We start from the raw sequence: 14108 nt of genomic DNA, 5'->3' as shown, positions 1-14108 counted from the left end.
CGGCCGGCTGCCGGTGCCGCGCCCTGTCGTGAGGCGGCGGCGTCAGTCCGTCACGACGTGGGCCACCACGCAGCTGACGTTGTCGGGGCCGCCGGCGCCGTTGGCGAGCGCGACGAGTTCACGCACGGCCTGCCCGGGTTCCTCCGCGCCGGCCAGGACCCGGCGGATCTCCTCGGCCGGGACCACGGTCGACAGGCCGTCGGAGCAGAGCAGATAGCGGTCCCCGGGCCGGACGTCGTGCAGCCGCATCTCGGCGGTGGCGTCGGCGCCCCGGCCCAGGGCGCGTATCAGCATCGACCGCTGGGGGTGGGACGCGGCCTCCTCCGGACTGATGCGGCCCTCGTCCACCATCGACTGCACCACGGTGTGGTCGTGCGTGATCTGGAACAGCTCCCCGTCGCGCAGCAGATGGACACGGGAGTCGCCGACGTGCACGAGGGCCAGTCGCGACCCGGTCCACAGCATCGCGGTGAGCGTCGTGCCGCCCTCCTCGGCGCCGGAGCCGGCGCCGGAGCCCGAGCCGATGCCGGTCCGCACCGCGTCGTGCACGGCCCGCTCCGCGCGGTCGAGGGCGTCCGCGAGGACGTCGAGGAGCCCGCCCGTCGGCACCTCGTCGCTCTCCAGCTGCTTGAGCGCCTCGACGGCGGCGGCGCTCGCCGGAGCGCCGTCGGCGCCATAGCCGTCGGCGACGGCCAGCAGGCGCGAACCGGCGTAGGCGGTGTCCTGGTTGGTCTCGCGCACCAGACCGGTGTCGGAGGCGGCGGCGTAACGGATGCTCAGGGCGGGTGCGGTCGAAGTCATGGCGGTGTCCCTTCGGTCCAGGTGGTCGACGAGGAAGACGGTCAGGTCCCGCCGCGCGGCGGTGTCGGCCTCGACCCGCGCCCAGAAGGCACGGACCTCCTGTGCCGCCGCGCCCGCCTCCAGCGAGCAGACGTGCCGGATGCGGGCCAGCGGCATCCCCAGCCGCCGGAGCCAGGCCACGAGCCGGGCCCGCTCCACCTGCTCCGGCGCGTAGAGGCGATAGCCCGTGACGGGGTCCACGCGGGCCGGAGGCAGCAGGCCCAACTCGTCGTAGAGACGCAGTGCCTTCGGCGACAGCCGGGTCGCCCTCGCGAACGCCCCGATGGTCAGCAGACCCATACCCGTTCCTCCTCGTACCGGGCCCCTCGCCCGGCTCCACCGATGCTGTGGCCTCCCCCGAGGTGAAGGTCAACTGCCGTCGCCACCTCGATGGTCACGGACTTCGGCTGCCCGCGGCAACGGAATGCGGCGTACACGGATCACCGTGATCTACACCCGGGGGAGAGGAGAAAGGGGGAGCACTACACCCGTCGCAGTACGCCGGTCCAGCCCCAGGGTCGGATCAATTTCGAGAATTCCCGGGCGAGCATGAATGAGTACCCCGGTCAGCGCCTCGGCCTTCCCCCCATGTGCCGGGTCTTCGTCCTGCTCGTAACCCGACGGATTGGTCTCAGGTGGCTACGTTTCTCTATCGACTCGGCCGAAGGGCGTTCCGGCGCCGCGGCCTCGTCGCCCTGCTGTGGGTGGCCATACTCGTGGGCGCCGGTGTCGCGGCCTCCACCGCGCCCGCCCCGCCCGAAGACTCCTTCTCCATGCCCGGCACCGAGTCGCAGAAGGCGTTCGACCTGCTCGACGAGCAGTTCCCGGCCGCCAGCGCCGAGGGAGCCACCGCGCGGGTCGTGATCCGCGCCCCCGACGGCGAGAAGATATCCGGCCCGGCCGGCAAGGCCCAGGTCGAGGAACTGGTCGCCGCTCTCGGGGACGGCCCGCAGGTCGCCTCGGTGGACGACCCGTTCAAGGCGAACGCCGTCAGCGAGGACGGCACCACGGCGTACGCCTCCGTGACCTACAAGGTCAACGCCATGGAGCTGACCGACGAGGCCCGGGACGCGCTCACCGACGCCACCGACGGCGCGCGCGAGGGCGGGTTCACCGTCGAGACCGGCGGTGACGCGGTCATGGCCGAGCAGGAGATGGGCGGCACCGCCGAACTGATCGGCATCGGCGTCGCCGCGATCGTGCTCCTGCTGACCTTCGGCTCACTGGTCGCGGCCGGTATGCCGCTGCTCTCGGCGATCATCGGGGTCGGGATCGGCATCTCCGCCATCGGGGCGCTCGGCAGCACGCTGGAGCTGTCCGCCACCACCTCCACCCTGGCCATGATGATCGGCCTCGCGGTCGCCATCGACTACGCCCTGTTCATCGTCTCCCGCTACCGCGCGGAGATCGCCGAGGGACGCACCCCCGAGGACGCCGCGGGACGCGCCGTCGGCACCGCGGGTTCCGCCGTGGTCTTCGCCGGACTCACCGTCGTCGTGGCCCTGGCCGGCCTCGCGGTCGTCAACATCCCGATCCTCACCAAGATGGGCCTGGCCGCCGCCGGCACCGTCGGCATCGCCGTACTGATCGCGCTCACCCTCACCCCGGCGCTGCTCGGCTTCGCCGGCCGCAAGGCGCTCAGCCGCAAGGACCGCAAGGCGGCCGCCACGGAGCGGACCGCCCTCGCCAAGCCCAAGCTCGGCACCCGCTGGGCCCGGTTCGTCCTGCGGCGCCCGGTGACCGTGCTGCTGACCGCGGTCCTCGGCCTCGGCGTGATCGCCGTGCCGGCCGCCGGCATGGAGCTGGGCCTGCCCGACGAGGGCAGCTCGGCACCGGACACCACGCAGCGCAAGGCCTACGACATGCTGTCCGACTCCTTCGGCGCCGGGTTCAACGGTCCGCTGATGGTGACCTACGACGGCCGGGACGCCGACGACCCGAAGGCCGGTGCCGACAGCGTCGTTGACAGGATCACCGGTCTCGGCGAGGCCGCTGCCGTCACCCCGGCCAGGTTCAACGAGCAGGGCGACACCGCCGTCCTCACCGTGGTGCCCAAGACCGGCCCGAGCGACGCCGCCACCGAGTCGCTGGTCCGGGACATCCGCTCGCTCTCCGGGGACATCAAGGCGGACACGGGCGGGACCATGCTCGTCACCGGCGCGACCGCGATGACGATCGACTTCTCGCAGACCCTGGACGACGCGCTCATCCCGTACCTGGCGCTGGTCGTCGGACTCGCCTTCCTGCTGCTGATGCTGGTGTTCCGCTCGATCCTCGTCCCGCTCAAGGCCGCCCTGGGCTTCCTGCTGTCGGTCGCCGCGGCGCTCGGCGCGGTGGTCGCCGTCTTCCAGTGGGGCTGGCTCGCGGACGTCTTCGGGGTGGACCAGCCGGGCCCGATCATGTCGATGATGCCCATCTTCATGATCGGCGTGGTCTTCGGCCTCGCCATGGACTACGAGGTCTTCCTCGTGACCCGCATGCGGGAGGCGTACGTCCACGGATCGTCCGCCGCCGACTCCGTCACGACCGGCTTCACCCACGGTGGCCGGGTGGTCGCGGCGGCCGCGATCATCATGATCAGTGTCTTCTCCGGCTTCATCATGGAGGACGACGACATGATCAAGATGATGGGCTTCGGTCTCGCCATCGCCGTGCTCTTCGACGCCTTCGTGGTCCGCATGGCCATCGTGCCCGCCGTGCTCGCCCTGCTCGGCACCAAGGCGTGGTGGCTGCCCAAGTGGCTGGACCGCCTCCTGCCGAACGTCGACGTGGAGGGCGAGAAGCTGCACAAGGAACTGGGCGACACACCGCCGCCCGCGGAGCCCGCGCGCGAGCCGGAGACGGCTGGGGTCTGACCCCGCGCGCCCCGCGCATCACGCGTGCGGCCCCGGTGCCCGGAGGTTCGGGCACCGGGGCCTTCGCGTCGCCTCAGAGGTCCCGGGCGGCGTCGGTGAGCGCCTCGTCGAGGACGGCCACGCCGCGGGCGATCTCCTCGTCGCTCGCGGTCAACGGCGGCGCGATACGGAAGATGCCGCCCATTCCCGGGAGCTGCACGATGTTCATGTGCAGCCCCAGCTCGTAGCAGCGCCGGGTGACGGCGGCGCCCAGCCGGTCGGCTCCGCCGTCACCGAGCACGTCGTCCCCGACCAGCTCCATGCCGAGCAGCAGCCCCCGGCCGCGGACGTCGCCGACCACCTTGTGCCGCTCGGCGAGCCGGTCGAGGCCGTCCCGCAGTACGCCGCCGAGCCGCCGCGCACGCTCGTCGAGCCGGTCGCGCACCAGGATGTCGAGGACGGTGTTGCCGACGGCGGCCGGCAGCGGGTCGTTGACGTGGGTGGTGAAGAACAGGAACCCGCGTTCGTGGGCCCGCCGCTCGATCTCCGCGCCGGTCAGCACGGCGGCCAGCGGCAGGCCCGCGCCGAGCGTCTTGGACAGGGTCAGGATGTCCGGCACCACGCCGTCGTGCTGGAAGGCGTACCAGTCGCCGGTGCGGCACAGCCCGGTCTGCGCCTCGTCCAGGATCAGCAGCATGCCGCGCTCCCGGCACTTTTGCGCCAGCGCGGCGAGATAGCCCGGCGGGAGTTCGACGACACCGCCCGAGGAGAGGATCGGCTCGACCAGGCACGCCGCGAGACTCCCGACCGACTGGGCGTCGATCATCTCGAAGCCCAGGTCGAGCTGGCGGCGCCAGTCCAGCTCGCCGTCCGCGCCGACGACGGAGGGGCGGTGGCGGTCAGGCACCGGCAGCGCGAAGTTGCCGGGTGCCGCGGGGCCGTAACCCTTGCGCCCGGCGCTGTAGGTGGCGTTCGCGGCGGCCTGGGTCATGCCGTGCCAGGACCGGGCGAAGGAGACGATCTCGTGGCGCCCGGTGACGAGCTTCGCCATCCGCACGGCGGCCTCGTTCGCCTCCGCCCCGGTGGTCAGGAGCAGCGCCTTGTCCAACGGCTCCGGCAGCGTGCCCGCCAGCCGCCGGGCCAGTTCGACGACCGGGCGGCTGAGCATGCCGCTGTGCAGGTGGTCGAGGTGGGCGACCTGCTCGCGCACGGTCGAGACGATCGCCGGGTGGGAGTGGCCGAGGATGGCACTCATCTGACCCGAGGTGAAGTCGAGCAGTTCACGACCGCTCTCGGTGAAGACGGAGGTGCCCGCGGCCCGGACGACGACCTCCGGCGAGAACGGTGCGTGGCCGGAGTAGCGGATGAGGTGGCGTCCCGGGTCGGTGCCGGGAGTCTCGGTAGGCATGCGACCGACGGTAGGGACGCACCGCTGCGCGCGTCCATCGCACAGTTCCGACGCTGCTGTACGTCATCGCCGTACAATCTCGGGGTGCTCAACTCGGGACGGCTGCACCTCCTCGGCCTGCTGGACACCCTCGGTACCGTCCGCGCCGTCGCCGACACACTGCATCTGAGCGCGTCGACGGTCTCCCAGCAGCTGGCGGTGCTGGAGACGGAGACCCGGTGCCGGCTGATCGAGCGGACCGGGCGCCGGGTGCGGCTCACACCGGCCGGACTCCTGCTGGCCCGCCGGGGCCGGGAGATCCTCGACCGGATGGCCGAGGCCGAGGCGGAACTGCGCGCCCTGAACGACGAGCCGATCGGCACCGTCCGGCTCGGCGTGTTCCAGAGCGCGATCTACAGCCTCGCGGTCCCGACGGCGACCCGCCTGGCCACCACCCACCCGCACCTGCACGTCGAACTGGTCGAGATGGAGCCGCACGAGAGCGGACCCGCCCTGCGCTCGGGCGACGCCGACGTCATCGTCACCACCACCGACTACACCGGCCTCTCCTGGGGCGCGGACCTCGACATCGTCTCGCTGGGCAGCGACTCGGTCGTGCTGGTCCTGCCCGTGGGCCACCCGCTGGCCTCCCGCGCCGCGGTGAACCTCGCGGCCTGCGAGGAGGAGACCTGGGCGTGCGACCGTCCCCAGTCGTACATGGCGGACCTGACCCTGCGGCTGTGCCGCGAGGCGGGGTTCGAACCCCGGGTGGCCTGCCGCTTCAGCAACTACCTGATGCTGCTGCGGCACGTCGAGACGACGGGATCGATCGCCCTGCTGCCCGCCCTGGCCGTCACACCGGAACACGCCGTCCTCACCCGGCGGCTCAGCCCGGCGGTGCACCGCAACGTCGTCGTCGTGGTACGCCGGGGCACCCCCCGGCGCGCGGCGGTCGGCGCGGTCATCGCCGCGCTCCGCGACCACCCCGAGATCCCCGCCCTCGCCGCCCCGCAACCCGTCCCCGAGCGGCGCGAGGACCGCCCCTGAAGCCGCGCGCACGCGGTCACGCGGCGGGTATCCGCCGGTGGATGTCCTCGATCATCATCCGCACCGAGGACTCGAAGACCTCGGCCTGATGCTCGCCGAGGAAGCCGGTGTGCCCGAACACCTCCAGGACGACCAGGCCGTGCAGGTGGCCCCACGCGCTCAGGAAGAGCGACATCGCGGCGGGCGGCAGGCTCCCCTGGGCGTCCGCGGGGAGGAGGGCCAGCCGCTCCCGGAACGGGTCCGAGAGCGGCGGGACCTCGGCCGCGGCCAGCTGCGCCGTGGTGAAGCCGTCGAACAGCTCGCGCTGGAAGATCGCGCCCATGCGGCGGACGGCCTGGGTGGTCGGTCCTTCGGCCGGTGCCGCGTAGTACCTGAGCGGCGTCCCGTAGAGAAGCTGGAAGCGCTCGGGATGGGCGATGCCCCAGTCGCGGTACCTCCCGGTCACCAGCAGCAGGCGCCGGGTGGACGGGTCCTCGGCCTCGCTGTCGGCGGCTGCCTGCAACGCGTCGGCCAGATCGTCGTAGGCCTTGGCCACGAGGGCCGTCACGAGGGCGTCCCGGTTCGGGAAGTAGTGGTAGAGCGCCTGCACCGTCATCCCGAGACTGCGGGCGATCGCCCGCAGGGACAGGGCCGCGGGGCCGTGCAGGCCGATGTGTTCCTCGGCGGCGTCCAGGATCTCCCGGGCCGCCGCGGCCCGGCGCCGCTCGCGCAGTGTGGGGGAGGGCTGTGTGGGTCGCTCTGTGGGCATGGGGCGACCCTACGGCGCCGGTATCTGATGGCACATCAAGAATTCGAACACTGTCAGGGAGGCCGCAGGCCGCCAGGTCCCGGACGTCCGCTCAGGAGCCCGCGGAGGCGGCCTCCTCGGCACCGGCCTCCCCGGCCGGCCGGAACTCCACGGCGACGACGCCGTCGACGCTCCTGCAGTGGTCCAACAGCGCCGGCGCGGACACATGGCCCGGCAGCCGGCCGCTGAGCACGACATGCCCGTGGGCCACGTCCACCTGCACCGACGACGGGGCCAGGCCGAGCGTCTTGACCAGGGCCTCCTCGATGATCTCGGTGCGGATGGCCCGGTCCGCGCGCAGGAAGACCCGCAGCAGGTCACTCCTGCTGACCACGCCGATCAGCCGCCCGTCGGCATCGACGACCAGCAGCCGCTTGATGCCGTGCCGTGCCATCAGCCGGGCGGCGTCGACGACGCTCCAGTCCTCCTGCGCGCACAGCGGGGGAGAGGTCATCAGCCCCGCCGCGTCGGTGGCGGACGCCTTGCGCCCCGCGGACCGGGACCACTCCTCGTACCCGGCGGAGCCGTCGGGTTCCGCGCCCCACATCTTCTGGAGGAGGTCCGCCTCCGACACCACCCCCACGGGACGGTTCTCCTCGTCGACCACCGGGACGGCCGTGATGTCGTACTCCAGCAGCAGGTGGGCGATCTCCTTGAACGGTGTGCCGTGCTGGACGCGGATCACGGCGTCGCTCATCAGGTCGCGCACCTTCTGGTGTCTCATGAAGGTCTTCTCCTCCGCTGCCGGCCCGAGTCGACCGGCGTCCGTCCTTCTTACCTGTGCGAACGTGCCGCCCGCCCCCGGAGTGCCCTCCTCTCAGACACGGGGACTGATCAGGAGCAGCGCGATGTCGTCCTCGGGGGCCGGCGCGTGCCGTATGAGGGTGTCGGCCATCTCGTCGAGGTCGGCCGGGTCGCCGGCCTCGAGGAGCCCGGCGAGGGCGGCTATCGCGTCGTCGAGGTCGACCCCGGGAGCCTCGACGAGCCCGTCCGTGTAGAGCGCGAGCACGCTTCCCGGCGGGAGCGGGAACTCCAGCGACGAGTAGCGGGTGTCCGGCTCGATGCCGAGCAGCAGACCGGGAGGCGCCCGCAGGGGTTCCATGCGCCCGTCGGCGTGGCGTATCAGGGGCGGCGGATGACCGGCCAGGGCCACGCAGGCGCGGTGCGTGGCGAGGTCGAGGTGGACGTAGGCGCAGCTGGTGAACAGGTCGGGGTCCAGGTCGGTGAGGAGCCGGTTGGTGCGGGCCAGTACGTCGTCGGGGGGGACCCCGGCGGTGGCGTGGGCGTGCACGGCCGTGCGGACCTGTCCCATGAGCGCGGCGGCGTCCACGTTGTGCCCTTGCACGTCGCCGATGGTGGCGGCCGCCGTGTGCTCGTCGAGGCGGATCAGGTCGTAGAAGTCGCCGCCGACGCCCAGGCCACTGGCGGCCGGAAGGTAGCGGGCGGCGATGTTCAGCCGGGGCACGCGGGGCAGGGTGTGCGGCAGCAGGGCGGACTGGAGGCGGTGGGCGAGGTGGTGCTTGGCGTCGTAGAGACGGGCGCGCTCCAGGGCCTGGCCGACCAGTCCCGCCAGCGAGGTGAGCGCGGCCCGCTCACCGGGCGGGAAGACGTGCGGCCGCGCGTAGGCGAGGAGCAGGGACCCGATGGGGCGGCCGGACGCGATCAGCGGCAGTACCGCCCACGCGGCCATGCCGTCCTCGTGCAGGGTGGCCGGGTAGGCCTCGCGCAGTTCGTCGAAGGTGGTCCAGAATCCCGGGACACCGGTCGACATGACGTCGACGCCGGGAATGGCCGGGTCGAGGGGGGCCGTGTCGTACTGCTCCAGCAGGTCGGCGCCATAGCCGCGCTGGCCGACGATCCTCAGGCGGCCGTCCTCCGGAGCCATCACCACCATGGCCTGGGCGCCGAGCGCCGGCAGCAACTGGTCCGCGGTCTGCTCGACCACGTCCTGCACGGCCACGGCCTCGGTCAGCGTGGAGGCCAGGTGCATCAGGTGGTAGAGCACGGAGGAGCGGCTGGGCCCGGCGCTGGGCACCGACCGGGCCGTGAAGCCCTCCGTGCCCGGGCCGCCCGGGGCGCCGCGGCCGACGCGGACACTGAGCCCGCCGGCGTCCGGGTACAGCTCGAAGGCCAGCCAGGTGTCCGGCGGCCGCAGCACGGTGAAGGCCTGCGGAAGGCGGCTGACCAGCGCGGCCCGGTAGCGGTCCTCGACGTGGGGGACGTCCATCCAGGGCAGCGCCTCCCATGGCAGGGCGCCCACCAGGCCGGCCCGGTCGGTGCCGAGCAGCGCGGCCGCGCCCGCGGTGACGAAGGTGACGCGCCCCTCCAGGTCCAGCGCGCAGGACCCGCCCGGCAGGCGGTCCACGAACGCGGACCGTGCCGCCGCCTCGAACGGGGCCGGGGTGCGGAGGGTGGGCGGCCGGAGCACCCGGGGCCGGTCCGCGGTCACCAGCGGCCCGTCCCGGTCCACCACCTCCTGGACGATGCCGCCCAGACGGCGGCAGCCCTTCTCGACGACCTCGCGTTCGCCCGCGGTCAGCCGCGCCCCGTGGTCCCCGGGCCACAGCAGCACCAGCCCGCCCCGGACGGCGGTCTCCGAGACGAGCGGGGCGGCCGCCAGCGCGAAGTCGTACGGCAGGACGAGGGCGACCCGCGGGTACTGGCGGGCCATGTCCTCCCGCCCGCTGCCCCACACCAGACGGCGCTCGCGGACGGCGTCCGCCACGGGCGTCGGGTCGGCCAGTCCCACCCGCCGCCACGGAGCGGCCATCTCCCGGGGCACCCCCGCCACCAGGACCTGCCACAAGGCGTCGTCACCCGGGAGCAGTACGTACAGCAGTCCCCCGTAGGCGCCGCTGTCCCGCACCACGGCGGCCATCGCGGAATCCATCAGCCGTCCGCCCGGACCCACCACCGCGGGACCGTCCGACGCCGACCGGACCGCACATCACGCATACGAGGACACTACGCCCGTACCGCCGTGACGGCATGCGAGAGGGTCAGTGCCCGTGCCCGTCCCCGTGCTCCTGGGACCGGCGCTTCACGTACAGGCGGCCGTCCCTCGGGCCGGTCCACTCCAGGCGCACCACCCCGGGCACGGCGGCCTCGTCGACGCGCGCCGGGTCAGCCCAGTACCCGAAGTTGGGATTGCGGAAGAACGTCGCCCACAGGTCTCCGCGGCGGTCGGTGAAGAAGTTGTTGTGCCCCGCGCCCACCCCCGCGGTCCACCGCTCGGAGTACGGCCCCTCGAAGCGGTTCACCACGGCCCCGGTCAGGTCGTACCGGCCAACGCCTTCTGGCTGTGGAACACCGTGGGCAACGTCTGGGAGTGGTGCGCCGACTGGTTCTCGCCGACCTACTACGCCCGCTCACCCGAGTCGGACCCGCACGGCCCGGAGACCGGGACCGCACGGGTTCTGCGCGGCGGCTCCTACCTGTGCCACGACTCCTACTGCAACCGCTACCGGGTCGCCGCACGGTCCTCCAACACCCCGGAGTCCTCGTCCGGCAACCTCGGCTTCCGCTGCGCCAACGACGGCGCCCCGCCACCCTCCTAGGGCCTGTTTGGAATGTTGATTTTGGAAGTGCGGGCCGCCCGGGCACCGGAAGTCCTTCCCCGGTGCCCGGGCGGCCTGAGTGGCTCTCGGTCAGCGCACGGCGTCATTGTTGCGGGCGGTCCAGATCACCAGGGCTGCGAGCAGAGCGCAGGCGCCACCGAGCCAGAGCACGCTTTGGAGCGCGAGCGTGTCAACGATGACGCCGCCGGCCAGCGCGCCGAAACCGATGGACAGGTTGAACACCGCCACCCATAGCGAGGAGGCGGCTTCCACGGCCTGTGGAGCGGCCTTGATCATCCAGGTCTGGAGGCCCACGGACACACCGCCAAAGGTCAGACCCCAGACGATCAGCAGGATGGCGCCGCTGATCGCGGTCTGGCCCAGTAGCAGGAAGAGTGGCATCGCGGCCGTCATGGCTATGGCGATGGTCAGCACGCTGCGGTGCACGCGGCGGGAGAGCGCCGCACCGGCGACGAAGTTGCCGATCATGCCGGCCGCACCGAACCCGAACAGCAGCGGACCGACATAGCGCTCGTCGATCCCCGACAGTTTCTGCAGCGCCGGGCTCACGAACGTGTAAGCGGCGAAGTGTCCGAACACGAGGAGCACCGTCGCGATGATGCCGACGCGCACACCCGGGTTCTGGAACTGCTCCATCAGCAGCTTGGGCCGGATGGTCTGGGAGGCGACCAGCCCCGGCAGTACCGCCAGCAGGGCGATCAGGGTCGCGAGCGCCAAGGCGCTGAGCGCGCAGAAGGCGATGCGCCAGCCGGTCAGGTCACCGACCAGGGTGCCGAGCGGGACACCGAACACGTTCGCGGCTCCGACGCCGCCGAAAATGACCGCGGTGGCGCGAGGCACGTCCGCAGGCGCAACGAGCCGGACCGCCAGGCCGGCGGCGACCGCCCAGAAGCCGCCCACCGCGATGCCGACCAGCACTCGGGAGCCCACCAGCGCCGTGAAGTTCGGCGTCAGGGCGGAGCCCAGGTTCGCGACGGTCATCAGGGCCATCAGCCCGAGCAGCAGGACGCGACGGTCCAGTGACCCGACGAGCATCGGGACCAGCGGTGCCGCGAACCCGGCGACGATGCTGGGCACCGTCACCATCAGTCCTGCCGTCCCCTCGGAGACCGACAGCGCGGACCCCACCGAGGTCAGCAGACCGATCGGCAGTTGCTCGGCGGTCACCAGCAGGAAGGTGCCCAGCGTCACCACGGCCACCGCCATCCAGCGGCTCTGATCCGGCGTCCCTGGTTCCTGTGTCCGGGTGGGGGTCTGTTCTGCGGTCGTCAACGGATCCTCCTCCAGCAGTTCGGGAGCGATCGCTCCCGAACTGGGACCCTAGTATGGGAGCGAACGCTCCACAAGTCGGGTAAGGTGAACTCATGGCACGCCCTCGACAGTTCGACGAGCAGAACGCGGTCACTGCGGCGACCGAGCTGTTCTGGCGGCGCGGTTACCACGCCACTTCGGTCCGCGACCTGGGTGACGAGCTGAAGCTCACGCCCAGCAGCCTGTATCGGACGTTCACGGACAAGCACACGCTCTTTCTGCGCGCGCTCGACCACTACCGAGCCACCGAATCGACGCAGGCCCGCCGGCGCCTGGATGCGAGTGACCGCCCGGTTCGTGAGGTGTTGCGGGAATGGATGCTGTGGCTGGTGGCCTGCCCGGCCGACGGCGAGTCTGGTCGCGGCTGCTTCGTGGTCAACACCGCCACCGAACTCGGCACCACTGATGACCAGGTCCATGAGCGGACCGAGGCTGCGTTCTCGGTCACTCGGCAGGCCCTGCATGCGGTGCTGGCCGAGGGGCGGGAGCGAGGCGAGCTGTCCACCGATCTCGACATCGACGGAGCCGTGGAATTGCTGTTCACCACAGTGCTCGGCCTGCGGGTGCGGGAGCGCGCCGGCCACGACCTGGAGCGCCTGACCACCGCGATTGAACTCGCGATCCGAGCCCTGGGGGCCGCACCCGCGCAACCCGCCTGACGGCAGCGGGAAATGCGTGGGACAGTTCGGAGCGTTGATCGCCTCTGGTGCATCATCTCCCGGTGAGACGTGGAGACCTGACAGACCAGCAGTGGGGGCGACTGAAGCCGCTGCTGCCGCCGATACCGTCGATGGGACGCCCGCCCAGGGACCGCCGCCAGGTGTTCAACGCGATCTGGTGGCGGTCCAGGACCGGCTCGCCGTGGCGGGACATCCCCGAGCGGTACGGACCGTGGGCGACGGCGTACGCAGTCTTTCGCCGCTGGCAGCGAGATGGCGCCTGGGCCAGGATCCTGGCAGCGTTGAACGCTACTGCGGATGCCGATGGGATCCTGGACTGGGAAGTGTCGATCGACTCCACCGTCTGCCGGGCGCACCAGCACGCTGCCGGAGCCCGCAAAAGGGGGCAGCCAGCGCGCCCGCAGTACCGGAATCGCTGGTGAGCGTCGAGCCCGACGACCACGGTCTCGGCCGCTCCCGCGGCGGCCTGACCAGCAAGGTCCACCTGGCGGTCACCGCCTCGATGCATGTACTGGCCGTTATCGTCACCGCCGGACAGCGCGGAGACGCCCCACAGTTCCTACCTCTAATGCAACGCATTCGTGTGGGCCGCCCGGCCGGTGGACGCCCACGCACCCGACCTGACCACGTATTGGCCGACCGGGCGTATTCCTCACGCGCGATCCGCTCTGACCTGCGCCGCCGCGGCATCGCGCACACGATCCCGGAGAAGCAGGACCAGGCCGGACACTGCCTCCGACGCGGTTCGGCCGGCGGGCGACCTCCCAGCTTCGACGCGGAGCGATACCAAGCCCGACACACGGTCGAGTGCCGGATTGGGCTGCTGAAGCAGGCCCGAGGCGTAGCGCGCACGCTACGACAAGCTCGCCTGCCGATACGAGGCCACCATCCAGATCACCTTGATATGCCAGTACCTGTGAGCCGACCGAACACATCTCAGACAGGCCCTAGGCGACGGCGGCCCGTGCCCCGGCGGGGAGAGCCGCCGGCTCCTCGCTCTGCTCGGGGGTGAGCGGGGGCAGCGGCGGACGGACCGGACCGGCCTTGAGCCCGGCCGGCGTCACCCACGGCACTCGCGGTCGCGGGTGCCGTGGTCCTCGTCCTCCAGCAGTTCGTCTGACCGTCGGGCCGTTGCGCTACGTGCGGAGCAGTCGCTGGGTGATCTCCCTGTACTGCCTCAGCGCGACCCGGAGTTCTTCGGGCCCCGTCCCGGGATCCCGGTCCTGCCAGCCCTCGTGCAGGACCCGGCGTCGCTCCGTCAGCGCCTCCACGAGGTGGGCGACGGCCTCGTCGTAGGCACCCTCCGCCTCCTCCAGCGCTTCGCGCGGAGCGTCGGCGAAGCTGTTGATCGCCATGCGGAGGCGGGCCAGGACCGCGTCCCGCTCGGCCGAGGGCACCAGCGCGTCCGGTGCCGTGGAGTGGTGTTCGGGGCGGCGCGGGGGCTGGTCCGACGGCTGCTGTGCGCGTGTCTGGTCGTACATCATCATGTGCCGCTTTCCTGGGTTGCTCGGTTCACCGGATCCCCGGAGCGGCATGGCTCTGCGCCGTGCGGCCCTGACTCAGCGCTGGGTGAGGGTCTGGGGGTAGTCGGTGATGATGCCGTCGACGCCGAGGCCGGTCATTTTGCGGATGGCGCCGGGTTCG

At 71.9% G+C, this 14108-nt stretch carries 12 protein-coding genes and 2 pseudogenes; 5 read left to right on the top strand and 9 right to left on the bottom strand.

Going from position 1 to position 14108, the window contains the following annotated elements:
• Positions 1–42: 42 nt before the first annotated feature.
• On the bottom strand, positions 43–1140 hold the full coding sequence (locus ACFW01_RS31660; protein WP_234959937.1) for a MerR family transcriptional regulator: 1098 nt from the start codon (positions 1138–1140) through the stop codon (positions 43–45).
• A 335-nt stretch (positions 1141–1475) separates the two neighbouring features.
• Here ACFW01_RS31660 and ACFW01_RS31655 point away from each other — a divergent pair, with 335 nt between their 5' ends.
• Complete coding sequence (locus tag ACFW01_RS31655) at positions 1476–3695, top strand: MMPL family transporter (protein ID WP_234959938.1); 2220 nt, start codon at positions 1476–1478, stop codon at positions 3693–3695.
• Positions 3696–3768: 73 nt separating this feature from the next.
• Here the strand turns inward: ACFW01_RS31655 and ACFW01_RS31650 are convergent, their stop codons facing one another.
• Complete coding sequence (locus ACFW01_RS31650; protein ID WP_234959939.1) at positions 3769–5082, bottom strand: aspartate aminotransferase family protein; 1314 nt, start codon at positions 5080–5082, stop codon at positions 3769–3771.
• An 84-nt stretch (positions 5083–5166) separates the two neighbouring features.
• On the opposite strand from ACFW01_RS31650, the gene ACFW01_RS31645 reads away from it, so the two are divergent.
• Positions 5167–6108, top strand: coding sequence for a LysR substrate-binding domain-containing protein (locus ACFW01_RS31645; RefSeq protein ID WP_384509375.1), 942 nt, complete (start codon positions 5167–5169; stop codon positions 6106–6108).
• 16 nt (positions 6109–6124) lie between these two features.
• Here the strand turns inward: ACFW01_RS31645 and ACFW01_RS31640 are convergent, their stop codons facing one another.
• The 4 genes and pseudogenes from ACFW01_RS31640 to ACFW01_RS31625 all read right to left on the bottom strand — a co-directional run.
• The gene (locus tag ACFW01_RS31640; RefSeq protein ID WP_234959941.1) at positions 6125–6856 is read right to left on the bottom strand and encodes a TetR/AcrR family transcriptional regulator; all 732 of its coding nucleotides are present in this window, start codon (positions 6854–6856) and stop codon (positions 6125–6127) included.
• A gap of 91 nt (positions 6857–6947) precedes the next feature.
• A complete protein-coding gene (locus ACFW01_RS31635; protein ID WP_234959942.1) occupies positions 6948–7619 on the bottom strand; it encodes a CBS domain-containing protein in 672 nt (223 codons plus the stop codon).
• A 93-nt stretch (positions 7620–7712) separates the two neighbouring features.
• Positions 7713–9785 carry a SpoIIE family protein phosphatase gene (locus ACFW01_RS31630; RefSeq protein WP_384509371.1) on the bottom strand — a complete coding sequence of 691 codons (2073 nt, stop codon included), beginning with the start codon at positions 9783–9785 and terminating at the stop codon, positions 7713–7715.
• 109 nt (positions 9786–9894) lie between these two features.
• Positions 9895–10194 (bottom strand): annotated as a pseudogene (locus ACFW01_RS31625) (hypothetical protein); the annotation flags it as partial.
• 12 nt (positions 10195–10206) lie between these two features.
• Between ACFW01_RS31625 and ACFW01_RS31620 the strand changes: the two are divergent.
• Complete coding sequence (locus tag ACFW01_RS31620) at positions 10207–10452, top strand: formylglycine-generating enzyme family protein (RefSeq protein ID WP_384509368.1); 246 nt, start codon at positions 10207–10209, stop codon at positions 10450–10452.
• Positions 10453–10542: 90 nt separating this feature from the next.
• Here ACFW01_RS31620 and ACFW01_RS31615 read toward each other — a convergent pair whose 3' ends face one another.
• Positions 10543–11679, bottom strand: coding sequence for an MFS transporter (locus tag ACFW01_RS31615; RefSeq protein WP_384509365.1), 1137 nt, complete (start codon positions 11677–11679; stop codon positions 10543–10545).
• A 158-nt stretch (positions 11680–11837) separates the two neighbouring features.
• On the opposite strand from ACFW01_RS31615, the gene ACFW01_RS31610 reads away from it, so the two are divergent.
• Entirely contained in the window at positions 11838–12443 is a 606-nt protein-coding gene (locus ACFW01_RS31610) for a TetR/AcrR family transcriptional regulator (protein ID WP_234959945.1), read from the top strand.
• Positions 12444–12505: 62 nt separating this feature from the next.
• Positions 12506–13415: pseudogene (locus tag ACFW01_RS31605) on the top strand (IS5 family transposase).
• A gap of 185 nt (positions 13416–13600) precedes the next feature.
• Here ACFW01_RS31605 and ACFW01_RS31600 read toward each other — a convergent pair.
• Together ACFW01_RS31600 and ACFW01_RS31595 are read right to left on the bottom strand one after the other, a co-directional pair.
• On the bottom strand, positions 13601–13945 hold the full coding sequence (locus tag ACFW01_RS31600; RefSeq protein ID WP_234959958.1) for a hypothetical protein: 345 nt from the start codon (positions 13943–13945) through the stop codon (positions 13601–13603).
• Between the two features lie 78 nt (positions 13946–14023).
• A partial coding sequence (locus ACFW01_RS31595) for a hypothetical protein (RefSeq protein ID WP_384509447.1) occupies positions 14024–14108 on the bottom strand: 85 nt, incomplete at its 5' end.

Origin of the sequence: Streptomyces sp. NPDC058985, assembly GCF_042740985.1 — a bacterium.
In the GTDB taxonomy this organism is placed as follows: domain Bacteria; phylum Actinomycetota; class Actinomycetes; order Streptomycetales; family Streptomycetaceae; genus Streptomyces.
This window is presented reverse-complemented; position numbering and strand designations above follow the sequence as displayed.